Consider the following 23236-nt stretch of genomic DNA (forward strand, 5'->3'; position numbering starts at 1 on the left):
TCTCCTTAATAGCCCAGGCGTTCTTCGTAGATCTCCACAGACGCCTCCTGCCGCCACTGGGCCTGAATCTGACTCCACGCCTGGCTCCCGCTCTGCTTGGCCAGCTGTGCGGCAATGGCGTCGTATACCTCCTCCAGGGGACGCACGCCCGGCTCCAGCGTATCGGCCCAGTAGAGCACCGCATAGCCGTACTCCAGCTTGACTTCCCCCTCGGAGACCTGTCCGGGGGCGGAGATGGACAGCGCCGCGTCCTTATACTCCTGGGACAGGCGGGTGGTATTTTCGCTGACGTAATTGTAGGTGGAGCTGCTGCCCGGCTTGACCTCCTCCATCAGGGAGGCGAAAGAAGTCCCATCCTCCAGCCGTCTGCGCAGTTCGGGCAGCGCGCCCTCCCGCAGGCGCTGGTATTCCAATGCCAGCATCTCCTCATAGGAGTCGCTCTCCTCGTCGTCATACTGCTTCATCTGCTCCAGCAGCTGGATCACCTCATCATCAAAGCGCAGGTAAATCTCCTGAAGCACCCGGTAGCGCTGGGGCACATAGGCCAGCGGTCCGCCCCCCAGCGCCTGGGATTCAAAGGCGGTAGGGCTCTCGTCAAAGGAGCTCTTCTGCTCCTCCAGCAGCTGCTGGTAGGACGCCTCCACCTCAGCCTTGGACGGAGCGGGCTGCTGGGCCGCCACCTGCTCCTTCAGCTTGTTTACCAGGGCGGACTGGACGGCGCTGGCCACCACGGTCTCCTCCTGCAGGCCGCTGCCCTCCAGAGCGATCTGGACCATGGCGTCCAGGTCGTCGCCCTCCAGATCCGGGTAAGTGCTTTGGACCGATTGGGTCATCGAGGCAAGGGTCTGCTCCCAGACCGCCTCGGCCGCGCTCTGCTCCTCCTGGGTGAGCGTCAGTCCATATTCATCTATCTTTGTGCGTAGGATCTGCTCGGCAATCAGATTTTCTAGGCTGCTCAGCGCAGCGGTATGGAGCTTTTCCTGTAGCTCCTCCTTGGTCAATTGATCGGACAGACCGCTATACATTGCTTCCAACATCACCATCTGCTCAGCCAGCTGGCTGTACAGAATATCAACGCCATCCACCCGGGCCACCACCTCGTCTGCGGCGGGAGCCGGGGATGCGGAGGCCTCCGGCGTCGGGGAGGCGGTTCCAGTGGGATCCGGATCATTCTGCTCCCCACGGCAGCCTGCCAGCAGGGAAAAAACTATTGCGGTGCAAAGGATTGTGACAAATATGCGTTTCATAGAAGTCCTCTTTTAAGAAACGCGGGGTCCGAAGACCCCGCGTTTTCAATTGCCGACGGTTTATTCAGATTGAGATCAGCCGGCCTCATAACGGGCGGCAGTGGCCTCCCAGTCATAGGCGTCGGCGTCAGCCTCGACCTGAGAGCGGTCCCAGGTGGTATCCACGAAGTCGTTGGTGAAGATATCCTCGACCGGAATTTCGGTGGAGATGACGCCGGACTCCAGCATGGAATCCACATTCAGCTGCCACTTGTCCTCCCAGGAAATGCCGATGTTTTCCAGCAGCTTGGTCTCTTCCTCGCCGCCCTCGGGACCGAACATCTGGTAGTTACGGCCTTCCTGCACATACACGGCTGCCTTCCAGGTAATGTCGATGTTGGGCCACTGGTCGCAGGACACGGCAGCGGCGGCCTCAGGATTGTACTTGGTGAAGTAGATACCCTTGCACAGAGCGCGCACATAACCTTCTACGACCTCAGGCTCGTTGGCGATCAGGTTGGTGTTGGTGATGATGGAGTTGGAGTTGGTCTTCAGAACGTCGTTGCCGTCGATGTACTTGAAGTCATAGCCCTGGCCGATCAGCTGATAAGCCTCGCCGGGCCAGGTGAACAGGATGTCCAGAGCGCCCTCGGCGACCTGCACGTAACGGTTGTCGCCAGCGACCACGAACTCCAGATCCTCAGCGGGATCGATGCCAGCAGCCACCAGGGTGGGGGTAACCAGGGACTCCCAGGAGGCGTCTCCCAGAGCCACGGTCAGCTTGTGGCCGTACTTGGAGACGGCGTCCTTCATGTCCTCAAAGGTCTGATAGGGGCTGTCGTTGAGCACGCACAGGCCCCAGATGTTGATGGCGTCGTAGGCGCAGACCACCTTGATGGGCAGGCCCTGCTCAATGGACTGGAGGATCAGGGAGGGGCCGGGGACCGCGAAGTCCGCCTGGCCGGTGGCGACCATCTTACAGTCGGTGGTGCCGATGGTCTCGATCATTTCCAGCTTCAGGCCTTCCTCGGCCAGGTAGCCCAGGTTCTCAGCAACCCAGAAGGGGGTATCCTCCAGCACCTCAGCGGTACGGGTCAGGCACATCTTGACGGTGCGCAACTCGCCGGAGGGCTCGCCGGTCGCAGGAGCAGGAGTGTCAGTGCCGACGGGCGCGCTGCTCGAGGGCGCGGGGGAGTTGCCAGCGCCGCTGTTGCCGCAAGCTGCAAGGCTCACTGCAAGAGCGCCGGCCAGAAGGGTCGCCAGTAGCTTTTTCATGTCATTTCCTCCTAATTGTTTGATCTTGTCCGCAGCGCCGCCGCGGACAGCCTCATAGCAAGGCCGCGTGATCGCCTTGCCTTCCTGTCTTTTATCTTACATAGTTTTCTCGCCCCCGTCAAGAAAATATTGCGCATTTTGCTGCAAAAATTTTTCATTTGCGATCACGTTTCTACGTTTTGCACATTTTTTACCCCTAAAATAAGACAAATTGCCCAAAATACTCAGACTCGCGCAGAAATGCGCAAAACGGTTTGACAAACCGCTCACGCCATGATAAGATGCACTTGGTGACCGAAGCAATCAGGGGGATACTGCGCGCTGCGGGCGGTATCCCCTGGGCCGCTTGCCGATCCAAGCATCAAGCTGTCCCTGTTTTTTGCAATACATTTACATTATCATGTCTTAATTCAAGGAGGAATTAGCAATGGACTGGATTAAAGAGACCTTTGGGACCCATAAGCCCATCGTTGCCATGTGTCATGTGCGTGCACTGCCCGGCGATCCCTATTTTGACGCCGACGGCGGCATGGAGAAAGTGGTGGACATGGCCCGTGCGGAGTTCCTCGCCCTGCAGGAGGGCGGCGTGGACGCCGTGATGTTCTCCAACGAATTCAGCCTGCCCTACCTGACCAAGGTGGAGCCCGTGACCACCGCCTGCATGGCCCGCGTCATCGGCGAGCTGAAGAGCGAGATCAAGATCCCCTTTGGCGTCAATATGCTGTGGGATCCCTATGCCTCCCTGGATCTGGCCGCCGCGACCGGCGCCAAGTTCATCCGCGAGATCATGTCCGGCGTATACGCCTCTGACTATGGCCTGTGGGACACCGATCCCGGCGCCATTGTCCGCCATCAGATGCGGCTGGGCCTGAAGGACGTAAAGCTGCTCTGGAACATTGTGCCCGAGGCCGCCAAGTATCTGGCCGACCGCCCCATTGAGCAGATTGCCAAGACCACTGTGTTCAACAACAAGCCCGACGTCATCTGCGTCTCCGGCATTACCGCCGGCGCCGCCACCGACACCGACGTGCTGGCCCGGGTGAAGAATACCATCCCCGAGACCGCCGTGTTCGCCAACACCGGCTGCAAGGTCAACACGATTGAGAAGATTCTGGCCATTGCCGACGGCGCGGTGGTGGGCACTACCTTCAAGAAGGACGGCCTGTTCGACAACCACGTGGAGCTGGACCGGGTCAAGGAGTTTATGGACAAGGTACACAGCGTCCGCTGACCACCAAAGGAACAGAGAGGGGCAAGTTTGCCCCTCTCTTTCTTTCAAATGAGAAAATGGAGGCATTCTTATGAAACGGTTTCAGATTGCTGTCATCGGCTGCGGCATGATCTCCAAGAGTCATTTTAAGGCGATTGCCCAGCTTCCCAACGCCCAGGTGGCCGCTGTGGCGGAGATTCTGCCGGATCGCGCAAAGGAGACCGGCGAGCGGCTGGGCTGTCCCTGGTACACGGATGCAGAGGAGCTGCTGAAAAATCAGCCCCAGGTGGATGTGTGCCTGCTCTGCCTGCCCACCTACCTCCACTCCAAATACATCGCCCTTTGCGCCTCCTATGGAAAGGCTGTCCTGTGCGAGAAGCCCTTCACCATGACGGTGGCCCAGGCCCAGGCCGCCGTGGACGCCGTGGCCCGGGCAAAGGTGCCCTATATGACCGCCCAGGTGGTCCGGTTCTGGACTGGCTACCGGGAGATCAAGCAGATGCTGGACGCAGGGGAGCTAGGCGAGCTCTATCTGGCGTACTTCTCCCGCTGCTCTGAGCGGCAGGTGTGGGACAACACCTGGCTCTATGATCCGGAAAACGGCGGCGGCGCCATGTACGACATGATGGTCCACGACGTGGACTATATGAACTATCTCTTCGGCCCCGCCAAAAGCGTCTATACCCTGGCCAGCAAGGACGACACCCATTGCTACAACAATGTGTTCGCCAACATCACCTATGAAAGCGGCGTCAAGGCCGTGGCGGAGACCGCCTTCAACATGCACACCGGCTTCCCCTTCTCCATGTACGCCAAGGTGATGGGCGCCAGGGCTGCGGTGGAGCTGACCTACTGCGCCGGCTATGACATCAACCAGCGGGACGGCGCCCTGGCCCAGCTGAAGATCTACCGGGAGGGGCAAGCCCCTGAGATCCGTGATCTGGAGCAGTATGACCCCTATGCCGCTGAAATCGCCTACTTCCTCCAGTGCATCGAGGAGGGCCGCGCGCCCCAGGTCGTTACCATTGACCAGAGCCTGGACGTCATCCGCACCGTCAACGCCATCCGTCAATCCGCGGACACCGGCACAGTGGTGGAGATCTGTCGATGACAAAGCCCTGGCTCTTTCTCTCGGACATCGACGGCACCCTGGTGCGGGGCGAGATCGGTCTGGCCCCCGGGGTAATCGCGGCAGCCCGGGCCTATACCGCGGCGGGCGGCCTGCTGGCGGTGTGCACCGGTCGCGCGCCAGTCTCCGCCCTGCCGGTGGCCCAGGCGCTGGGGACCAACGCCCCCTGCGTCCTCTACGGCGGGGCCGCCCTCTTCGACCGCGCCCAAAACGCCGTTTTATGGTCCCGCCCCTTCGCCCCGGAGGTGCGCAGCGGGATCGCCGGGGTCCTCTCCGCGCTTCCCGGCGTAAGCGTGCAGGCATTTACTCAGCGGGAGATCTATGTGCTGCGCCGCAACCGCCGCTTCAACGAACGGGGTGTGAGGGAGGAGAACACAGGGCCCATCCGCACCCTGGACCAGGTAGAGGGGCCCATCCTCAAGTTGGTCCTGTGCAGCGACAACCGTGCGGAGCTGGAGGCATGCCGGCCCTTTTTCCCGGAGGAAACCTGCCAATTCGCCTTTTCCAGCCGGAATTTTGTGGACATTGTCGCCGCAGGTGCGGGTAAGGAGGCGGCCATGGCCGCCCTCTCCCGTCAGCTGGATATTCCGCTCTCCCGCTTTTTCTGCGCCGGGGACGGTATGACCGACCTGCCCATGCTGCAGCTGGCCGGATACTCCTACGCGCCGGCCAACGCGCTGGAGCCAGTGCGGCAGGCCGTGGACCGGGTGGTTCCCGATGTGGCGGACGGCGGCATGGAGCAGGCCTTCCGCCACGCAGCTGATTTTATGAATAATGAGGTGTAAAAAATGGAACTGATTTCAATCGGCGCGGCCCAGAAGCTGACCTCCCCCAACCCCTTTGGGTTGGTCACCGCGCGCAAGCCGGACGGCTCCACCAACGTGATGGCCCTGTCCTGGTGGACCTATGTATCCAATCACCCCGCCACGCTGGCAGTCTGTTTGAGCAACAAGGGCTATACCGGCTCCTGCATCGCTGCGGACGGTGCCTTCGGCCTGTCCATTGTGGGCAGTGCCCTGAAGGACGCCGCCCTGAAGGCCGGGACCTGCTCCGGCCGGGACCGGGACAAGGCCGCTGAACTGGGCATCCCGCTGATGCAGCTGGACGGCTTCGGCCCCCAGCTGGTGGAGGGCAGCCGGCTGTGCTTTGCCTGCACGCTGAAGGCCAGCTATCCCATGGAGGATCACACCCTCTATGTAGGGCGCATCGACCAGATTTGGGCCGATCCCTCGGTGGAGGGCCTGTACGCCTTCCAGGGCTACGGCGCTCTGGATACCATCTGACGGGCTTTCTCAGGACCCGGATTCCGACGAATCCGGGTCCTGTTTCATTCTCCCGCTTGCGGCGCAGCGCCGCAAGCGGTATAATGTCAGGGACAAAGCTCCGCTTTCCTGCAGACGGGAGGGATCGCCGTGGAAGACCTGTATCTTCTCGCCGAGATTTTCGACAACATCAATGAGGGCATCTATATTCTCAACCGCCAAGGCGACTACATCTACTGCAACAACTCCTTTGTCAAGATGGTGGGCGCCACACGTGAGGATGTTCTGGCCCTCAACGCCTTCCGCCTGATTCCTGAGGGGCAGGTCTCGGTCAGCGTGGCCGTGATGGCCTTTGAACAGAAGAAGAAGCTTTCCATTGTCAACAACGTGGTCACCCCCAAGGGGTACCGCTACCGCCAGATGGCCACCGCCACGCCGATCTTTGACAGCGCCGGCGAGGTGGAGTATATGCTGGTGGAGATGGTGCGGCTGGACCTGTTTAAAAAGCGCTACCAGCAGGCCCTTCTGCTTGAGGACGAGCACAGTGTGGAGCCCCCCGACCTGTCCCCGGCCACGGACGAGCGGCCGGACGGCTTTATCGCGGAGAGCGCGGCCATGAAAGCTCTGACCCAGACGGCCGCCCAGGTGGCCCAGACCGATTCCACCGTGCTGATCACCGGAGAGACCGGCACGGGCAAGGAGGTGCTGGCCGACTTCATCCACCGGAGCAGCCGGCGGGCCGATAGGCCAATGGTGGAGATCAACTGTGCCGCGCTGCCGGAAAACCTGCTGGAGGCCGAGCTCTTTGGCTATGAGCGGGGCGCCTTTACCGGGGCGCTCAACGCCGGCAAGCCCGGCCTGGTGGAGAGCGCCAACGGCGGCACCCTCTTTCTGGACGAGATCAACTCGCTTCCCCTTGCCCTGCAGGGCAAGCTGCTCCGGGTGCTGGAAACCCACAAGAGCAAGCGCCTGGGTGCGGTAAAGGAGGAGGAGATCGACTTCCGCCTGCTGGCCGCCACCAATCAGGACCTTAAGGCCTGCATGATTCACGGCACGTTTCGGGCGGATCTGTACTACCGCCTGAACGTAATCCCGTTGGAAATCCCACCCCTGCGGCAGCGGCGGGCCGACATCATACCTCTGTCCACCTTCTTCCTGGACTATTTCTGCAAAAAATACAGCCGCACCAAGGTTTTTACCCGTCCGGTGCTGGAGCAGCTGGAGCACTACGACTGGCCGGGTAATGTGCGGGAGCTGAAAAATGTGGTGGAGCGCCTGCTGGTCACCAGCTCGCTGGGGTCGATGGAGATCTACCAGATCCCAGACCAGCTGCTGGGGGAGACCCCGCCGACCCCCGCCGCCTCCGAGGTCTACCCCGCCGACTGGGAAAGCTTCTACCGGTACGACCCGGAGCGTTTCTCCCTGAAGGGCTATATGGACTTCTGCGAGCGGCAGGTGGTGGCCGACGCGCTCAAGCGGTGCGGCAGCAGCTACAAGGCCGCCGCTCTTCTCAAGACTGATCAGTCCACCATTGTGCGGAAACGGCAGAAATACCATCTATAATTAACTGATAGAAACGCAAGTAATGCAGCGCTGCATTACTTGCGTTTTTGCATTGCCCATTTTTCTCACTGGTAATGCGTTTCTGCATTGCTTGTACCCTTTTCACACAGATGATCTCACGCTTTTCTCCCGCCATTTCAGCTTTTTCCGCGTTTTTTAAAAAGTTGGCACACATATTGCTTACATTTTAAATGTCATTCACCGATCCGGAGCGGTGAGCAGAGAGAAGAAAAATTTTTTAAGGAGGAACTTTTGTATGAGCCCAGAAGTCCTGAGCATCATTGGTATCCTGCTCGGCCTGGCAATCCTGATTGTCTTTGCCCTAAAGGGGGTACCTTTGTATGTGCTGGCCCCTCTGGCCGCCCTGGTGGTGGCCATCTTTGCCGGCGGCAACATCCTGACCACCATGACCGACACCTACATGACCGGCTTTGCCAACTTCATGAAGAGCTACTTCCTCATGTTCGCCTTGAGTTCCATCTTCGCCAAAATCATGAGCGACTCGGGTGCGGCCAAGGTCATCGCCCTGAAAGTGGCCCGTCTGGTCCGTCTGGCTCCCGTCAAGTATCAACGCCTGCTGGCCGTGCTGTCCGTAGGCATTATGACCGCCATCCTCACCGTAGGCGGCATCAACCTGTACTGCTGCGTGTTTGTTCTGGTCTCCATCGGCAAGGACCTGTTTGAGGAATTCGACGTGCCCTGGCACCTGTATATGACCAGCTCCCTGGGTTCTGGCTCCTTCACCATGAGCATGATCCCCGGCACCCCCGCCATTCAAAACCTGATTCCCATGGAGGTGCTGGGCACCGAAGCCACCGCAGCCCCAGTACTGGGTGTCATTTCCACCATCCTGTGCATTGTGCTCAGCGTCATCTACTGTAAATACGCCCTCACCAAGTGCGACAAAAAGGGCGAGCACTTCCTGCCCACCGGCGCGAAGGTGAAAGCCTCCTCTCCCGCTGAAAACAGCAGCGAAATGCCCAAAATCAATCTAATTGTCTGCCTAATCCCCTCTATCGCTCTGCTGGTGGCCCTGAACGGCTTCAAGCTGAATGCCGTCGTCTCCCTGGTAGTGGCCGTGGTGGTCGCTCTGATCCTGTTTGGGCCCAGCCTTGTCAAGAGCAAGGCCAGCATCGCCAACTGCTTCGGTGACGGCATCCGCAACGCCATCATGGTGCTGCTCAACGTCTGCGTCATTGTGGGCTTTGGCAGTGTTGTCTCCTCCACCGCCGGCTATACCGCCATTATGGCCGCTCTGGACAAGATCCCCGGGCCTCCCATCTTCCAGTTGTTTGTGGCCGTAAACATCGCCGCCGGCGTGGCTGGCTCTGCCTCTTCCGCTCTGGGTATCGGCCTTGGTATGTTTGCCGAAAAATTCCTGGCCATGGGCATCTCTCCCGACATCATTCACCGCATCTCCGTCATGGCCTCCGGCGGTCTGGATACCCTACCCCACTCCAGTGGTACCGCTTCCGCCCTGGGTGTGGCCCAGCTGTCCCATAAAGAGGGCTATATGCATGTGTTCTGGTTGAACACCGTCATCCCCATCATCGTTACCGCCTTCGCCTGTGTGCTGGCCAGCCTGGGCGTGTGCTGATTGCAAAAAGATTGTCAAGCATCTCAAAAAGGAGTATCTTTTATTATGAGCAACCTGAAAAACAAGACCATCATTACCGCCGCCCTGACCGGCGCTATGACCCCTCCTGGCTACAATATTCCGGAGACCCCGGAGCAGATCGTTCAGGCCGCCTACGAGTGCTGGAAGCTGGGCGCCGCCGTGGTCCACATCCACACCCGCGCCGAGGACGGCCTGGGTGCCATGAATACTGCAGCTTTTAAAGAAATCGTGGAGGGCATCCGCGCCCACAGGGACTGCGACGTCATCATCAACTGCACCTCCTCCGGCGCCTCCCCCGCCCATCCCGCCACCGACGAGGAGCGCTGGCTCCACCACAAGACTGTACCCGGCATTGAGATGGGCTCCTATGACGCGGGCTCCTTCAACTGGATGCCCGGCGGTGTGTTCCTGAACACCCCCCAGTTCCTGGAGCAGCTGGGCGACCTGTACATGGAGAAGGGCATCAAGCCGGAAATTGAGATCTTTGACGCCGGCATGCTGGGCATCACCGACTACTTTGTGAAGAAGGGCCACCTGCCCGCCCCCTGCCACTACCAGTTCTGTCTGGGCGTGCTGGGCGGCATGCCCGCCACTGTGGAGAACCTGCTCTATCTGAAGAGCAAGATCCCCGAGGGCTCCACCTGGTCCGCCTTCGGCGTGGGCGCCAGCCACCTACCCATCATGTACGCGGCCCTGGCCTTGGGCGGCCACATCCGCGTGGGCCTGGAGGACAACGTGGTCTATGGCTTTGACGCGGACGGCAGGAAGATTATGGCCACCAATCAGATGCTGGTGGAGCGCGCGGTTCAGGCGGTGAAGGTGTTCGGCAGGGAGCCCGCCACCCCGGCTGAGGCCCGCGAGATTCTGGGCATCAAGCCCCTGGCGCGGTAAGGGGGGCTGAACGATGAAGGCTTCTGAGATTCGGAATGTCGCCTGTGTGGGCGGCGGCGTGATCGGCTCCAGCTGGGCTATTCAGTACGCCATGAAGGGCTTGAACGTGACCCTGTACGACATCAATGACGAGCAGCTGGCCAAGAGCCACGCCCAGATGGTGAAGAGCCTGGACGCGCTGGTGGGCCATGAGGCCATCGCAGCGGAACAGAAGGCGGAGATTGTCGCCCGGGTTCACCCCACCACCTCCATGGAGGAGGCGGTGAAAAACGCCCAGTTTATCCAGGAGAGCGGCCCGGAGCGCCTGGAGATCAAGCAGTCCATTCTGGCCCAGGTGGAGCAGTTTGCCTCTGCCGATGCGCTGTACGCCAGCAGCACCTCTGGCCTGCTGATTACCAAGATTGTGGAGAACGCCGCCCATCCTGAGCGCTGTGTGGGCGCCCACCCCTACAATCCCCCCCATCTGATTCCGCTGGTGGAGATAACCCAGGGAGAAAAGAGCTCCGACGAGACGGTCAGGACCGTCTACGACTTCTATCAGTCCATCGGCAAGGAGGCCGTCCTCCTGCGCCGGGAGTGCCCTGGTTTTATTGCCAACCGCCTGCAGCTGGCCCTGTACCGTGAGGTTCAGGACCTGGTGGTGCGCGGCGTGTGCTCCGTGGAGGACGTGGATAAAGCCCTGGTCTATGGCCCCGGCATCCGCTGGGCCATCTTCGGCCACAATATGATCATGCAGATGGGCAATCCCGGCGGTCTGACCGGCATGGTCAAAATGCTGGGCAATTCCGGCGATGTGTGGCTGGCGGATATGGCCAGCTGGACCCATCAGCCGGACAATTGGAGCGAGATCGCCCAGCCCGGCGTAGACGAGGAGATGGCGCACTTCCCCGACTACGTGGGCCATACCAATGAGGAATGCATCGCCTACCGGGATAAGATGCTGATTGAGATTCTGAAACTACATAAGAAGTTGTGATGTGAATGCAGGAATTTGAAAAAAGGCGCTGGCTGTGTCTCATTGCCAGTCTGGTGATCTGTGTATGCGCGGGCTTCGGCTATGCCTGGAGCGTGCTGCAGACCCCCATTATTTCCACCCACGGCTGGCCGGGCAGCCAGGTCTCCCTGGCCTACACCATTACCGTGGTGTGCTCCACCATGGCCCCCATCCTCTTTGCCCCGCTGATCCGCAGGCTGGGCACCCGGCGCTGCATCGCCCTGGGCGCCGTGCTCTTCGGCGCCGGGCTGATTCTGACTGGGTCCATGGCCTCGGTATGGCAGCTGTATGTTTTCTACGGCGTGCTCTCCGGGCTGGGATGCGGCTTTATCTACCCTAGTATGATGGCCTATGTGGTGCGCCTGTTCCCGGACAAGTCCGGCCTGGCCTCGGGTCTGGGGACTGCGGCCTATGGATCGGGGGCCATTTTCTGGGCGCCCACCGCAGTGGCGCTCACCACCTCCCTGTCCCTGGCTGCGGCGTTCCGCATTCTGGGCAGCGTCTTTTTGATTGTGATCCTGCTGGGCTCTGTGCTGTTAAAGGATCCACCGGAGGAATTCACGCGGCGCTTCCGCGCTCCCGCTGAGCGCGGGAGCGCCGGCTCCGCTTCCGACCTGCGCCGCGGGCAGATGGTGCGCACGCCCGCCTTTTACCTGATGGTCGCGGTGTTCACCTGCGCTCTGGTGGCTGGTACCATCGTCATCAGCCAGGCCTCCCCCATTCTTCAGCAGACGCTGGGCTTCACCGCCGCCCAGGCGGCCGCCTTTGTCAGTGTCTTTTCCGCGTGCAACATGGCCGGCCGCTTCCTGTGGGGCGGCCTGTCCGATCGGCTGGGCATACGCCGGGTCCTAGTCCTGGTCTTTGCGCTGTGCATCCTCTCCATGGTCCTTCTGGCCTTTACCGCCCAAAGCGCCCTTGTCCTGTGCGCCATGGGACTGGCCGCCTCTTGCTACGGCGGCTTTGCCTCGGTGCTCACCCCGCTGACCGCCCGGATGTTCGGCCCCCGCTATATCACGGAGAATTACGGCGTGATGTATGTGGTCTTCGGTATTGCCAGCCTCATCGGCCCCAGCCTGGCGGTCCGCTTTCAGGCCGCCGCGGGCGGCAGCTACTCCGGGGCCTTCCTCACCGCGGCCGTGCTGGCCGCCGCGGGCCTGATCGGCTCCCGCTTCCTCAAACCCAAAGTGCAGTAAGGAGAAGCCTATGGAAAGCAAAGTTACCACAAGAGAAGCCATCATCTCTCAGTTTCGGGACGGCCAGATCATCGCCATCGGCGGGCAGACCGGACGGTATATGCCGGAACGCCTGATTGGGTGTATCCTGGACAGCGGCGCCCGGCACCTGACTATCTATTCGATTGATACCAGCGACCCCGGTGTAGGCGTGGGTCGGCTCATCGACGCCGGTGTGGTGGACCGTATCATCACCACCCATGTGGGCACCAACCCCGTGACCAATGCCCAGATCCAGGCCGGCACGCTGGAGGCGGAGCTCAGCCCCATGGGCAACTTCATTGAACGGATCCGCTGCGGCGGCCTGGGCCTGGGGGGCGTGCTTACCAAAACCGGCCTGGGCACGGTGGTGGAGCAGTCCAAGCAGGTTGTGCGGGTCAATGGGGAGCGCTATCTGCTGGAGCCAGCCCTGCGGGCCGACGTGGCCATCACCCGCTGCCGCAGGGCCGACCCCATCGGAAACCTGACCTACCAGGGGGCCTCCGGCAGGGCCTCCCACCCCGTCATCGCCACCTGCGGCGCCCTGTCCATCGTGGAGTGCGACCACTTCTGCGACCTGGGCGAAATCGCTCCGGACCAGGTTGAGGTGCCTGGGATGTTCATCGACATGATCCTGGTATAAGGAGGCGCAGTATGGATCACAGACATTTGATTGCAAAGCGGGCCGCGGCCTACTTCAAGTCCGGCGACGTGGTGAATCTGGGCATCGGCATCCCCAGCCTGTGCGGAAACTACGCCGAGCCCGGCGTGCTCTTTCAGGCGGAAAACGGCTACATCGGCGTGGGTCCCATCGCGGAGGGCCTGATGGTGAACGAACGCATGGTCAACGCGGGCGGGATCCCCTTTGTCCCCGTCCCCGGCGCCTCCGCCTTTGATGTGGCCATGTCCTTCGGCGTGATCCGCTCCGGACGTATGGCGGCCACTGTGCTGGGCGCGCTGCAGGTCTCCGAAGGGGGCGATCTGGCCAACTGGGCTTCCCCGGGCCGCGCCTTCGGCATGGGCGGCGCCATGGATCTGTGCAACGGGGCCAGGAAGGTGATTGTAGCAATGGAACACTGCACCCGGGAGGGTGCGCCCAAAATTGTGAACGAGTGCAGCCTGCCCTATACCGGGCGGGCCTGCGTCAACCATATTGTGACCGAGCTTTGCGTCATTGACGTGACGGAAAACGGCCTGCTCCTGCGGGAGCTGGCCCCCGGTCACACCGTGGAGGAGGTTCAGGCCAAGACGGAGCCCGTCCTCCTGATTGCGGACGATTTAAAAGAAATGGCGTTTTAACCAGGAAAGGAATATCAGAATGATGGAACAACATCGCCAGGCGGTGGTCGTGGCTTACGGCCGCTCCGCCGTGGCTAAATCCGGGAAAAAGGGTGCCCTTCGGAACATGCACCCGGTCACTTTAGGTGGTCTGACCCTCAAGGGCGTGCTGGCCAAGCTTCCCCAGCTGGAGCCCGTGCAGGTGGAGGACCTGATCGTGGGCTGTGCCATTCCGGAGCGTAAGCAGGGGTATAACATGGCCCGTCTGGTGGCCGCCCGGGCCGGTCTGCCGGACAGCGTGTGCGGCATGACAATCAACCGCTTCTGCTCTTCCGGTCTGCAGGCCATCGCTCTGGCCGCCGGCCAGATTGCCTGCGGCGTGGCGGACATAATTGTGGCGGGCGGCATTGAGTCCATGACCGCCTGCCCGGTAAACCTGGACATCTCCGACACCTTTGACCCTGAGCTGCTGTCCATGCGGGAGGAGGAGTACATTCCCATGGGTCTGACCGCGGAGAACGTGGCCACCCGCTATGGCGTCAGCCGCCGGGAGATGGACGAGATGGCGGTGGAGAGCCACCGCCGCGCCGCGGCCGCCCAGGACGCCGGGCTGTTTGACGAGGAAATTGTCCCCCTCCCCGGCGTGGACGCCGAGGGCAACACCATCGTCTTTGACAAGGACCAGGGCATCCGCCGGGACACCACCCTGGAGAAGCTGGCCGGGCTGAAGCCCTGTTTTCGGGAGGGCGGCGTGGTGACTGCCGCCACCTCCTCTCAGACCAGCGACGCCGCCGCCTTTGTGGTGCTCATGACCCGCGAAAAGGCGGAGGAGCTGGGTGTAAAGCCCATCGCGGTTCTGGAAAGCTTTGCGGTGGCCGGCTGCGCGCCCGACTATATGGGCCTGGGCCCCATTTATGCGGCCCCCAAGGCGCTGAAGAAGGCCAGTCTTACGGTGGCCGATCTGGACGTGGTGGAGCTCAACGAGGCCTTTGCGGCCCAGGCCATCCCCTGCATCAAAGAGCTGGGACTGGACCCGGCCAAAACCAACCCCAACGGCGGCGCCATGGCGCTGGGCCATCCCCAGGGCGCCACCGGCGCGTTCCTCACCTGCAAGCTGCTCAGCCAGCTGCGACGCACCGGCGGCAGGTACGGCATGGTAACCATGTGCATCGGCGGCGGCATGGGCGCGGCCGGCATCTACCGTATGTGCTGATACCGATCACTCTGCACACTCCTTCTCTCTATCACAGGAAGAGGCCCCGGCAGCGGATGCTGCCGGGGCCTCTTGTGCCATATTCCGTTAAGGATGCGAGGCGCTCCCCCGCGCCCGCTCAGGCAGCAGGCAGAGCTCTCCCGTCCGCCGGGTAGCGTTCAGATCGATGAGCCGCTGATTGGAGCTGCCACGAAAGCGCAGGGAGATGTCTTTCAGTTCCTCCACATAGCGCCCGTCCACCAGCACGTCCAGCAGAGAGAGCATCTCCTCCGTCACCTCGCAGTGGGGATGGCTGCCCTCTGCCCGTAGCTGTTCATAGGTAAAGCCGGAGAATCCCCAGATGTTTTTTCCCGGATAGGCGCGCCGCACCCGGCGCAGGAAGGGCACCAAGGCGCGCTGGTTGACCGGCTCAAAGGGCTCCCCCCCCAGCAGGGTCAGGCCGTTGATGTAGCCGGGGGCAAGCAGCCTTAGAATCTCTTCCTCCGTCTGGGCCGTAAAGGGCTGGCCATAGCAGAAGTCCCAGGTCTGGGGCTGAAAGCAGTGGGGGCAGCGGTTGGTACAGCCGGAGACAAACAGGGTCACCCGCACGCCCTCTCCGTTGGCAATATCACAGTTTTTGATCTCACCGTAGTACATAGCGAGCCTCTCAGCCTTTCCGCCTGCGGCGGAAAGCAATTGAAAATCCGTGCGGAGCAGGACATACGCCTGCGCAGCACACCATTGCCTGCCCGCCAGTGCGGGCAGCCGTCCGCTCACGGAGCGGACGAGGGGGGATCACAAGCATTGTGCCGCGCAGCGGCGCGGTGCTTGTGTATCTAGGGGGGAACGTCCCCCCTAGAGCCTTTTTACAGGTGCAGCACCCGGTCACGGATCTCCTGGGTTCTCCCCTGGTTCCAGAACTGGGTTCCAATGTAGCCACAGGTGCGGCGGGCCACGTTCATCTTATCCTGGTCAGTGTTGCCGCATTTGGGGCAGCGCCAGATGAGCTTTCCGTTCTCCTCCACGATCTCGATCTCGCCATCCCAGCCGCACTCCTGACAGTAGTCGGACTTGGTGTTCAGCTCGGCATAGATGATGTTGTCGTAGATAAACTTCATCACCTGGAGCACTGCCTCCAGATTATTCTGCATGTCCGGCACCTCCACATAGCTGATGGCGCCGCCGGGGGACAGGTGCTGGAACTGCGCCTCGAACTTCAGCTTCTCAAAGGCGTTGATGGGCTCGGACACGTGGACGTGATAGCTGTTAGTGATATAGCCCTTGTCGGTGATGCCCTCGATAATCCCGAACCGGCGCTGGAGGCACTTTGCGAACTTGTAGGTGGTGGACTCCAGAGGCGTGCCGTAGAGGGAGTAGTCGATGTTCTCCGCCGTCTTCCACTCCTTGCATTTGTCGTTCATCTTCTGCATGATCTGCAGGGCAAAGGGGGTGGCGGCGGGGTCGGTGTGGCTCTTGCCCGTCATATATTTCACACACTCATACAGTCCCGCATAGCCCAGGGAAATGGTGGAATAGCCGTTATAGAGCAGCGCGTCAATGGGCTCGCCCTTTTTCAGCCGGGCCAGAGCGCCGTACTGCCACAGAATGGGGGCCACATCGGACAGGGTGCCCTTGAGCCGCTCGTGACGGCATCGCAGCGCCCGGTGGCACAGCTCCAGCCGCTCCTCAAAGATCTGCCAGAACTTCTCCAGGTTCCCGCCCGAGGACAGGGCCGCGTCCGGCAGGTTGATAGTGACCACGCCCTGATTAAAGCGGCCATAGTACTTGTGCTTGCCCGGCTCATAGTTGCCCGCGTTGGCGATGTTGCCGATTCCGGCGTCGGTAAAGCGGTCCGGCGTCAGGAAAGAGCGGCAGCCCATGCAGGTATACACATCGCCCTTGAGCTCCAGCATCTTCTTTTCAGAGATGTAGTCGGGCACCATGCGCTTGGCGGTGCATTTGGCGGCGAGCTCAGTCAGATACCAATAGGGGGAGTCCTCATGGATATTGTCCTCCTCCAGCACGTAAATCAGCTTGGGGAAGGCGGGGGTAATCCACACCCCGTCCTCATTCTTCACACCCTGATAGCGCTGCTCCAGGGTCTCCTCAATAATCATGGCCAAATCCCGCTTCTCCTGCTCATTTTTGGCCTCGTTGAGGTACATGAACACGGTGACAAAGGGCGCCTGTCCGTTGGTGGTCAGCAGGGTGAGCACCTGGTACTGGATGGTCTGCACCCCCCGGCGCACTTCGTCCCGCAGGCGCGCCTCCACCAGGTTGGAGAGCTTCTCCTCGCCGGGTTGCACGCCGATGGCCTCCATCTCCTGCTCCACCACCCGGCGCAGCTTTTTCCGGCTCACATCCACAAAAGGGGCCAGATGGGTCAGGGAGATGGACTGCCCGCCATACTGGTTGCTGGCCACCTGAGCAATGATCTGGGTGGCGATATTGCAGGCGGTGGAAAAGCTGTGGGGCCGCTCAATCTTGGTGCCGGTGATGACCGTGCCGTTTTGCAGCATATCCTCCAGATTGACCAGGTCGCAGTTGTGCATGTGCTGGGCATAGTAGTCGGTGTCGTGGAAATGGATCACGCCCTCCCGGTGGGCCTCCACAATATCCTGGGGCAGCAGCAGCCGTTCGCTGATGTCCCGGGAGACCTCGCCCGCCATGTAATCCCGCTGCGTGGAGTTGACCACCGGGTTCTTGTTGGCGTTCTCCTGCTTGGCCTCCTCATTGCAGCACTCAATGAGGGAGAGAATCTTCTCATCGGTGGTGTTGCTCTTACGCACCAGGGAGCGGATATAGCGGTAGGTCACGTAGTTCTTGGCCACCTCGTAGGCGCCGTGGGCCATAATCTGGTATTCCACCAGATCCTGTATCTCCTCTACTGAGGGGGCACGGTTCATCTTTTCACAGGAGAGCTCCACAAAATCTGCAATTCGGCGGATCTGCATGGGCGTCATGCGGATGCTCTCCTCCACACTCTCGTTGGCTTTGGTGATAGCGGCAATGATCTTTGTAATGTCAAAGCCCACTTCGGTCCCGTTTCTCTTGATGACTGTCATAACGATCCCCCACGCTTTCTATCGCTGTATCTTTTGGTAAAACAATCGTGATATTTTGTACGCCAAAGCATCCTAAACACAATATCTTGTGTCTGCACAGCCTATTATGGCAGAAAACGCCCTGCTTGTCTATTGTGAGTTTTGGATAAAATCCAGCCCCATTTTTTGATAGGTTGGCAAATCGCTCTGAAAATCACAGGCTCAATCAGCCCCGCAGGCGAAAACGGTCCGCCCTCAGGCGGCAAAATGACGCGGGATATGGACACGCCCCCTCTTGCCTGGCGGCTGTGTGTGTTGTATACTAGGAGTAATGGGCCTGTCGCTCCCAGGCGGACAGGTCATATGTGGAAAGGGATGAATCACATGAATTTAACCAGAGCGGCCGGCGCCGGCACCGACAAGTCCGGCGACGTGCTGGTGTGGGCGGAGCCAGGGGGCTCCCCGGTACAGATTGAGGTGGAGTCCTCTGTGGCCGATCTGTTTGGAGGCGCCATTCTGGCCGCAGTGCAGGAGACCGCCGCCGCCTGCGGCGTGACCGCGGGCCGCATCCGCATACAGGACAAGGGGGCGCTGGACTATGTGATCCGCGCCCGGGTGGAGACGGCGCTGCGCCGGAGCGGAGGTGAGGCGTGATGATGCGATCCCTGCTCTTCCTGCCCGGAAACAGCCCCAGCATGCTCATCAACGGCGACCTGCTGGGGAGCGACAGTATTATTATCGACCTGGAGGACGCGGTCTCGCCTGACGACAAGGATGCCGCCCGCATCCTTGTGCGCAACGCCCTTGGCTTCTTTCGCTACCGCACCACGGTGGTGGTGCGCATCAACGGGCTGGACACCGGCTACTGGCGGAAGGATCTGGAGGAAATTGTCCCTCTGGCCCCCCAATTCATTCTGCTGCCCAAGGCGGGCTGCGCCCAGGACATGCTCACCCTGGACCAGGCCCTTCTGGCGCTGGAACAGGCCAACAGCCTGACTCCCGGAGGTATCCGGGTGATCGCTCTGGTGGAGACCGCCGTGGGCGTGGAGCACGCCTACGAGATCGCCTCCGCCTGCCCCCGTGTGGCCGCCCTGGCTCTGGGGGCGGAAGACCTGACCGCCGACCTGCAGTGCAAGCGCACCAAGGAGGGCGCCGAGATCGCCTACAGCCGGGGCCGGCTGGTGGCCGCCGCCCGGGCGGCGGGGGTGGAGTGCTTCGACACCCCCTTTACCGACACCGACGACCTGGAGGGGCTGGAGCAGGATGCCCGTCTGGCCAAGGGCCTGGGCTTTTCCGGCAAGCTGGTCATCAACCCCCGGCATGTGGGGATCGTCAATCAGGCCTTCTCCCCCAGCGCGGCGGACATCGCCTACGCCCGGGAGGTCATGCGTGTGATTGAGGAGGGGCGCGCCCAGGGCAAGGGCGCGGTGGCCCTCCACGGAAAAATGATCGACAAGCCCATCGTGGCCCGGGCCCGTCAGGTCCTGGACGCGGCGGAGCAGATGGGGGTGAAGGCATGAACAAGCTGGTGAGCAGTCTGGAGGAGGCCGTCCGCCTGAGCGGGCTGAAGGACGGCATGACCATCTCCTTCCACCACCATCTGCGCAACGGAGACCACGTGCTCAATCTGGTGCTGGACGCGATCGCCCAAATGGGCATTAAGGACCTGACCATCAACGCCAGCTCCATTTTTGACGTGCACATGCCCCTGCTGGACCACATCAAAAACGGTGTGGTCACCGGGCTGGAGACCGCGTACATCGGCGCCAAGATCGGCAGGGAGCTTTCCAGGGGGCTTCTGCCCAGGCCCATCGTATTCCGCACCCACGGCGGCCGCCCCAGCGATATTATCTCCGGCCGCTCCAGGATTGATGTGGCCTTCCTGGCCGCCCCCACCGCCGACGACCACGGCAACTTCACCGGCAAGGCCGGCAAGAGCGCCTGCGGCAGCCTGGGCTATGCCTTTGCCGACGCGGAGCACGCGGGCAAGACGGTGGTCATCACCGACAACCTGGTGCCCTATCCCCTGGCCGGGGCCTCCATCCGGGAGACCTGCGTGGACTATGTGGTGCAGGTGGACAGCATCGGCGACCCGGCGGGCATTGTCTCCGGCACCACTCAGATCACCAGGAGCCCGGTGCGCCTCCAGATCGCGGACACCGCCGTGGCCTGCATTGAGGCCTCCGGCCTGCTGGAGGATGGCTTCGCCTTCCAGACCGGCGCGGGGGGCATCAGCCTGGCCGTGGCCAAGGGCCTCAAGGACAAAATGCTTGCCCGGGGCGTAGTGGGCAGCTACTGCATGGGCGGCATCACAAGCTACATTGTGGACATGCTCCAGGCGGGCTGCTTCCGGGCTTTGGTGGACTGCCAGTGCTTCGACCTGACCGCGGTGGAGTCCATCCGTACCGATCCCCGCCACTGGGAGGTGAGTGCGGCCCAGTACGCCAGCCCCACGGCCAAGAGCTGTCTGGTGGACGGGCTGGACGTGGTGGTGCTGGGCGCCACCGAGATGGACTTTGATTTCAACGTGAACGTCCACACCGACTCCAAGGGCAATATCATGGGCGGCAGCGGCGGCCACAGCGACGCCGCCGCCGGGGCCAAGATGACCATGATTGTGGCCCCCCTTCTGCGCAACCGCATCCCCCTGATTATGCCCCGGGTCACCTGCATCACCACCCCGGGCAACACAGTGGACGTGCTGGTCACCCAGTACGGTGTGGCGGTCAACCCCGCCCGTGCCGACCTGCGCTCGCGCTTTGAGGCCGCCGGTCTGCCTGTGAAAGATATCCGGGCGCTTTATCAGACCGCCATCGCCCTGACCGGTGAGCCCACCTACCCCCAGCGCAGGGAGGGCAAGGTGCTGGCCCAGGTATTTTACCGGGACGGCTCCCTCATCGACACCCTCTACTGTGTGGAATAAACGTGATACCCAAAAAGGCGCGCGGCCGGGCCGCGCGCCTTTTCTTTTTGGTTCACTCCCCCAGGATACCCCGCTCCTCCTTCAGGGTCAGGATGCGCAGGACGCTCTCGTCCAGGTGCGCCCGGGAGATCTCCCCGTTCTCCACTGCCTGGAGCAGGGCATTAGCCGCCTGATCCAGGTCCTTGGGGCACAGGAGCAGGTCCACCCCCGCCTGGACGGCCTTGACGGCGATCTCGCCGCTGTCGTAATAGTCGGTCATGGCCTTCATCTGCAGGCCGTCGGTCATCACCACGCCCTCAAATCCCAGTTTCTCCCGCAGCAGACCGGTGACCAGCACGTGGGAGAAGAGGGCGGGCTGGTCGTCCACCTCCTCCACAATCAGGTGTCCCATCATCACCGCGTCCGCCCCGGCCGCGATGCCCGCCTGAAAGGGGATCAGCTCCGCCTGCCGCAGCTCCTCCAGGGATTTGTACACATACACCGCGCCGTAGTGGCTGTCGGCGGAGGTATCCCCGTGGCCGGGGAAGTGCTTGAGGGCGCAAGCCGTACCCCCCGCGTGGAATCCCTCCACCGCCGCGGCCACCAGCTGGGCCGCCTGGCCGAAGTCGTCGCTGTAGGCCCGGTCCCCGATGACGGTGTTGGCCGGGTTGGACCACACGTCGGCCACCGGGGCCAGGTCCATGTTGAAGCCCAGCTCCCTCAGGTCGGCGGCAATGGTCCGGGCGTTCTCCCGGGCCTTCTCCGGCCCCTGGTCCTTATAGTCCAGCATGGGGCCGATCCGGGTGGTGCCGATGGTGTCCATCAAGCGGTTCACCCGTCCCCCCTCCTCGTCGCAGGTGAGGATCAGAGGAATCCTGGAATAGGACTGCACGCCGGAGAGCATCTTCCTCACCTGCTCCCAGGTGACGAGGTTGCTCTTGTCATACAGCAGTCCGCCCACTGGATACTCCGCCAGTGCCGCCCGGGTGGTCTCCCCCGCCGCAGTCACCTTTGCTACTCCGGTCAGGTCCGAGGGATAGACGATAAAGAGCTGGCAAATCTTCTCCCACAGGGTCATGTCCGAAAGGGTCCGCTCCGCCAGACTGGCCGCGGGCGTAGGTTCCGGCTCCGAGACGGGCGTAGGGACCGGGGTGGGGGTGGGGGTGGGAGCCGGTGCTGTAACAGCTGGCGGGCTGCTCTTCGCCGGGTCAGGCTCAGGCCGCTCCAGCCCGCAGCCTGCCAGCAGCCCTGCCGCCAGCATAACCGCAAGGATTGCCGGACCGAACCGGCCCGCCCTCTTTCCCCTTTTGCTGTACATGCTGCGCCTTCCTTTCCCATCTGCTTGTCCCATCGTTTCGTTTCTTTTATTTTATTCCATTGCGTCATGCCGCGCAATCCCCATCTTTTCCGCCGGGTCGGCGGCTTTCTCCGGCCAAAACGGCCCGATTCGCCGCAGCAGATCAGGCCGATGTGTAGATGTTCAGCTCCAGTCCCAGCAGCCAGTCAATAGCAGCCTGGGATCTGACTGTAGAGGAAACTGCCACACCGAATCCGATGATCGCCATACCGCAGACGACAATCAGCGCAATGATTGGGATAAAGGATTCAGCGCACGGGGTAGTTTATCGCGGCTCCTCAGCACAACCTTTTCCCCTTGTAGTTGAATTCTGCAGTCGCATATTTCACCATATCTTTTGTAGAAAACAACCTCGAGGCGTTCCCTCCAGCGTCTTCTTTTGTTCGATTGCACGGACCACGAGGCTCTTTCCCTCTACCGTGAAACGAACATTAAGCCCGGCAAATTCCAGGCCGTATACCCGCGACGGGTCCTGCTGATAGGAGGGCCGCGGGTCCCGGGCCAGGACTCCCCTCAAAGCGGCCTGCTTCTCGGGCGGCACCCGCTCCAGCAGATCCGGCGGAAACTCCACCGCCAAAGTCGCTCCGCCGTCTCCCCCGGTGAAGCCGCCGGCCGCCTCCGGATGGCTGTCGGCATAGGGCACGTAAGGCTTCACATCTAGAATCGGGGTGCCGTCCATCAGGTCCGCGCCCCCCAGACGGAGCACCGTCCCCACTCCGCTCTGCCGCCCCATCCCCAGCAGTCTGACGCAGGAGAGCCCAATGGGGTTGGGCCGGAAGGGGGAGCGGGTGGCAAACACCCCCATGCGGGCGTTGCCTCCCAGGCGGGGCGGCCGCACCGTGGGGGACCAGTCCGGCCGGATTGCCTGGTCAAACACCCAAATCAGCCACAGGTGGGAAAACCCCTCCAGCCCCCGCAGGGCGTCCGGATTCCGGTATTCCGGTTCAAAAACCAGGGTGGACTCCAGCTCCTCTACCAGCCCGCTCTGCCGGGGCACGCCGAATTTGCTGGCAAAATCGCTGTGGACACGGGCAATGATTTTCATCTCAGGCAATTCCATGGTTCCCTCTCCTTGCATGTTTTC

The 23236-nt window shown here is 61.7% G+C and carries 21 protein-coding genes; 15 read left to right on the forward strand and 6 right to left on the reverse strand.

All coding sequences use genetic code 11. The features are described 5' to 3' along the window. Positions 1 to 5: 5 nt before the first annotated feature. Complete coding sequence (locus H9Q75_RS07730) at positions 6 to 1247, reverse strand: hypothetical protein (RefSeq protein ID WP_186565807.1); 1242 nt, start codon at positions 1245 to 1247, stop codon at positions 6 to 8. Between the two features lie 75 nt (positions 1248 to 1322). Beyond that, positions 1323 to 2501, reverse strand: coding sequence for an ABC transporter substrate-binding protein (locus tag H9Q75_RS07735; protein ID WP_186565809.1), 1179 nt, complete (start codon positions 2499 to 2501; stop codon positions 1323 to 1325). 427 nt (positions 2502 to 2928) lie between these two features. On the opposite strand from H9Q75_RS07735, the gene H9Q75_RS07740 reads away from it, so the two are divergent. From H9Q75_RS07740 to H9Q75_RS07795, 12 genes are all read left to right on the forward strand, one after another. Further along, positions 2929 to 3732: a BtpA/SgcQ family protein gene (locus tag H9Q75_RS07740; protein WP_186565811.1), complete on the forward strand. Its 804-nt coding sequence runs from the start codon at positions 2929 to 2931 to the stop codon at positions 3730 to 3732. Between the two features lie 70 nt (positions 3733 to 3802). Next, entirely contained in the window at positions 3803 to 4822 is a 1020-nt protein-coding gene (locus tag H9Q75_RS07745) for a Gfo/Idh/MocA family protein (protein ID WP_186565813.1), read from the forward strand. Further along, entirely contained in the window at positions 4819 to 5625 is an 807-nt protein-coding gene (locus H9Q75_RS07750; RefSeq protein WP_186565815.1) for an HAD family hydrolase, read from the forward strand. Before H9Q75_RS07745 ends, H9Q75_RS07750 begins: the two co-directional genes overlap by 4 nt. Positions 5626 to 5628: 3 nt before the next feature. Then, on the forward strand, positions 5629 to 6123 hold the full coding sequence (locus tag H9Q75_RS07755) for a flavin reductase family protein (RefSeq protein ID WP_186565817.1): 495 nt from the start codon (positions 5629 to 5631) through the stop codon (positions 6121 to 6123). Positions 6124 to 6252: 129 nt separating this feature from the next. Further along, positions 6253 to 7665, forward strand: a complete 1413-nt coding sequence (locus H9Q75_RS07760) for a sigma 54-interacting transcriptional regulator (protein WP_186565819.1) — start codon at positions 6253 to 6255, stop codon at positions 7663 to 7665. Between the two features lie 256 nt (positions 7666 to 7921). Further along, a complete protein-coding gene (locus tag H9Q75_RS07765) occupies positions 7922 to 9262 on the forward strand; it encodes a GntP family permease (protein ID WP_186565821.1) in 1341 nt (446 codons plus the stop codon). 45 nt (positions 9263 to 9307) lie between these two features. After that, positions 9308 to 10174, forward strand: a complete 867-nt coding sequence (locus tag H9Q75_RS07770; RefSeq protein ID WP_186565822.1) for a beta-keto acid cleavage family enzyme — start codon at positions 9308 to 9310, stop codon at positions 10172 to 10174. 13 nt (positions 10175 to 10187) lie between these two features. Continuing rightward, complete coding sequence (locus H9Q75_RS07775) at positions 10188 to 11150, forward strand: 3-hydroxyacyl-CoA dehydrogenase family protein (protein ID WP_186565824.1); 963 nt, start codon at positions 10188 to 10190, stop codon at positions 11148 to 11150. 5 nt (positions 11151 to 11155) lie between these two features. Further along, positions 11156 to 12361, forward strand: coding sequence for an L-lactate MFS transporter (locus H9Q75_RS07780; protein ID WP_186565826.1), 1206 nt, complete (start codon positions 11156 to 11158; stop codon positions 12359 to 12361). Between the two features lie 10 nt (positions 12362 to 12371). After that, positions 12372 to 13022, forward strand: coding sequence for a CoA transferase subunit A (locus H9Q75_RS07785; protein WP_186565828.1), 651 nt, complete (start codon positions 12372 to 12374; stop codon positions 13020 to 13022). Between the two features lie 11 nt (positions 13023 to 13033). After that, on the forward strand, positions 13034 to 13678 hold the full coding sequence (locus tag H9Q75_RS07790; protein ID WP_186565830.1) for a 3-oxoacid CoA-transferase subunit B: 645 nt from the start codon (positions 13034 to 13036) through the stop codon (positions 13676 to 13678). A 19-nt stretch (positions 13679 to 13697) separates the two neighbouring features. Beyond that, entirely contained in the window at positions 13698 to 14870 is a 1173-nt protein-coding gene (locus H9Q75_RS07795; RefSeq protein WP_186565832.1) for a thiolase family protein, read from the forward strand. Positions 14871 to 14957: 87 nt separating this feature from the next. Here the strand turns inward: H9Q75_RS07795 and nrdG are convergent, their stop codons facing one another. Further along, on the reverse strand, positions 14958 to 15506 hold the full coding sequence (nrdG, locus tag H9Q75_RS07800) for an anaerobic ribonucleoside-triphosphate reductase activating protein (protein ID WP_186565834.1): 549 nt from the start codon (positions 15504 to 15506) through the stop codon (positions 14958 to 14960). Between the two features lie 209 nt (positions 15507 to 15715). Next, on the reverse strand, positions 15716 to 17914 hold the full coding sequence (gene nrdD / locus H9Q75_RS07805; RefSeq protein ID WP_186565836.1) for an anaerobic ribonucleoside-triphosphate reductase: 2199 nt from the start codon (positions 17912 to 17914) through the stop codon (positions 15716 to 15718). Between the two features lie 363 nt (positions 17915 to 18277). Here nrdD and citD point away from each other — a divergent pair, with 363 nt between their 5' ends. Genes citD through citF form a run of 3 tightly spaced genes read left to right on the forward strand, consistent with a single transcriptional unit; the run spans position 18278 to position 20816 of the window. Then, a complete protein-coding gene (citD, locus tag H9Q75_RS07810; RefSeq protein ID WP_186565838.1) occupies positions 18278 to 18547 on the forward strand; it encodes a citrate lyase acyl carrier protein in 270 nt (89 codons plus the stop codon). After that, positions 18547 to 19413: an HpcH/HpaI aldolase/citrate lyase family protein gene (locus tag H9Q75_RS07815; RefSeq protein WP_186565974.1), complete on the forward strand. Its 867-nt coding sequence runs from the start codon at positions 18547 to 18549 to the stop codon at positions 19411 to 19413. Before citD ends, H9Q75_RS07815 begins: the two co-directional genes overlap by 1 nt. Then, positions 19410 to 20816, forward strand: a complete 1407-nt coding sequence (gene citF, locus H9Q75_RS07820; protein WP_186565840.1) for a citrate lyase subunit alpha — start codon at positions 19410 to 19412, stop codon at positions 20814 to 20816. Before H9Q75_RS07815 ends, citF begins: the two co-directional genes overlap by 4 nt. 52 nt (positions 20817 to 20868) lie before the next feature. Here the strand turns inward: citF and H9Q75_RS07825 are convergent, their stop codons facing one another. Together H9Q75_RS07825 and tsaA are read right to left on the reverse strand one after the other, a co-directional pair. Further along, positions 20869 to 22113: a glycoside hydrolase family 3 protein gene (locus H9Q75_RS07825; protein WP_243200740.1), complete on the reverse strand. Its 1245-nt coding sequence runs from the start codon at positions 22111 to 22113 to the stop codon at positions 20869 to 20871. 364 nt (positions 22114 to 22477) lie between these two features. Then, positions 22478 to 23212 (reverse strand): tRNA (N6-threonylcarbamoyladenosine(37)-N6)-methyltransferase TrmO, encoded by a 735-nt coding sequence (gene tsaA, locus H9Q75_RS07830; protein ID WP_243200741.1) that lies wholly within the window; start codon positions 23210 to 23212, stop codon positions 22478 to 22480. Between the last annotated feature and the right edge of the window lie 24 nt (positions 23213 to 23236).

The organism is Lawsonibacter celer, from assembly GCF_014281125.1.
Lineage (GTDB): Bacteria > Bacillota > Clostridia > Oscillospirales > Oscillospiraceae > Lawsonibacter_B > Lawsonibacter_B celer.

Coding starts and splice junctions, on each gene's coding strand:
- H9Q75_RS07730 (WP_186565807.1), bottom strand. CDS start 1,247: ATGAAACGCATATTTGTCACAATCCTTTGCACCGCAATAGTTTTTTCC.
- H9Q75_RS07735 (WP_186565809.1), bottom strand. CDS start 2,501: ATGAAAAAGCTACTGGCGACCCTTCTGGCCGGCGCTCTTGCAGTGAGC.
- H9Q75_RS07740 (WP_186565811.1), top strand. CDS start 2,929: ATGGACTGGATTAAAGAGACCTTTGGGACCCATAAGCCCATCGTTGCC.
- H9Q75_RS07745 (WP_186565813.1), top strand. CDS start 3,803: ATGAAACGGTTTCAGATTGCTGTCATCGGCTGCGGCATGATCTCCAAG.
- H9Q75_RS07750 (WP_186565815.1), top strand. CDS start 4,819: ATGACAAAGCCCTGGCTCTTTCTCTCGGACATCGACGGCACCCTGGTG.
- H9Q75_RS07755 (WP_186565817.1), top strand. CDS start 5,629: ATGGAACTGATTTCAATCGGCGCGGCCCAGAAGCTGACCTCCCCCAAC.
- H9Q75_RS07765 (WP_186565821.1), top strand. CDS start 7,922: ATGAGCCCAGAAGTCCTGAGCATCATTGGTATCCTGCTCGGCCTGGCA.
- H9Q75_RS07770 (WP_186565822.1), top strand. CDS start 9,308: ATGAGCAACCTGAAAAACAAGACCATCATTACCGCCGCCCTGACCGGC.
- H9Q75_RS07775 (WP_186565824.1), top strand. CDS start 10,188: ATGAAGGCTTCTGAGATTCGGAATGTCGCCTGTGTGGGCGGCGGCGTG.
- H9Q75_RS07780 (WP_186565826.1), top strand. CDS start 11,156: ATGCAGGAATTTGAAAAAAGGCGCTGGCTGTGTCTCATTGCCAGTCTG.
- H9Q75_RS07785 (WP_186565828.1), top strand. CDS start 12,372: ATGGAAAGCAAAGTTACCACAAGAGAAGCCATCATCTCTCAGTTTCGG.
- H9Q75_RS07790 (WP_186565830.1), top strand. CDS start 13,034: ATGGATCACAGACATTTGATTGCAAAGCGGGCCGCGGCCTACTTCAAG.
- H9Q75_RS07795 (WP_186565832.1), top strand. CDS start 13,698: ATGATGGAACAACATCGCCAGGCGGTGGTCGTGGCTTACGGCCGCTCC.
- nrdG (WP_186565834.1), bottom strand. CDS start 15,506: ATGTACTACGGTGAGATCAAAAACTGTGATATTGCCAACGGAGAGGGC.
- nrdD (WP_186565836.1), bottom strand. CDS start 17,914: ATGACAGTCATCAAGAGAAACGGGACCGAAGTGGGCTTTGACATTACA.
- citD (WP_186565838.1), top strand. CDS start 18,278: ATGAATTTAACCAGAGCGGCCGGCGCCGGCACCGACAAGTCCGGCGAC.
- H9Q75_RS07815 (WP_186565974.1), top strand. CDS start 18,547: ATGATGCGATCCCTGCTCTTCCTGCCCGGAAACAGCCCCAGCATGCTC.
- citF (WP_186565840.1), top strand. CDS start 19,410: ATGAACAAGCTGGTGAGCAGTCTGGAGGAGGCCGTCCGCCTGAGCGGG.
- H9Q75_RS07825 (WP_243200740.1), bottom strand. CDS start 22,113: ATGTACAGCAAAAGGGGAAAGAGGGCGGGCCGGTTCGGTCCGGCAATC.
- tsaA (WP_243200741.1), bottom strand. CDS start 23,212: ATGGAATTGCCTGAGATGAAAATCATTGCCCGTGTCCACAGCGATTTT.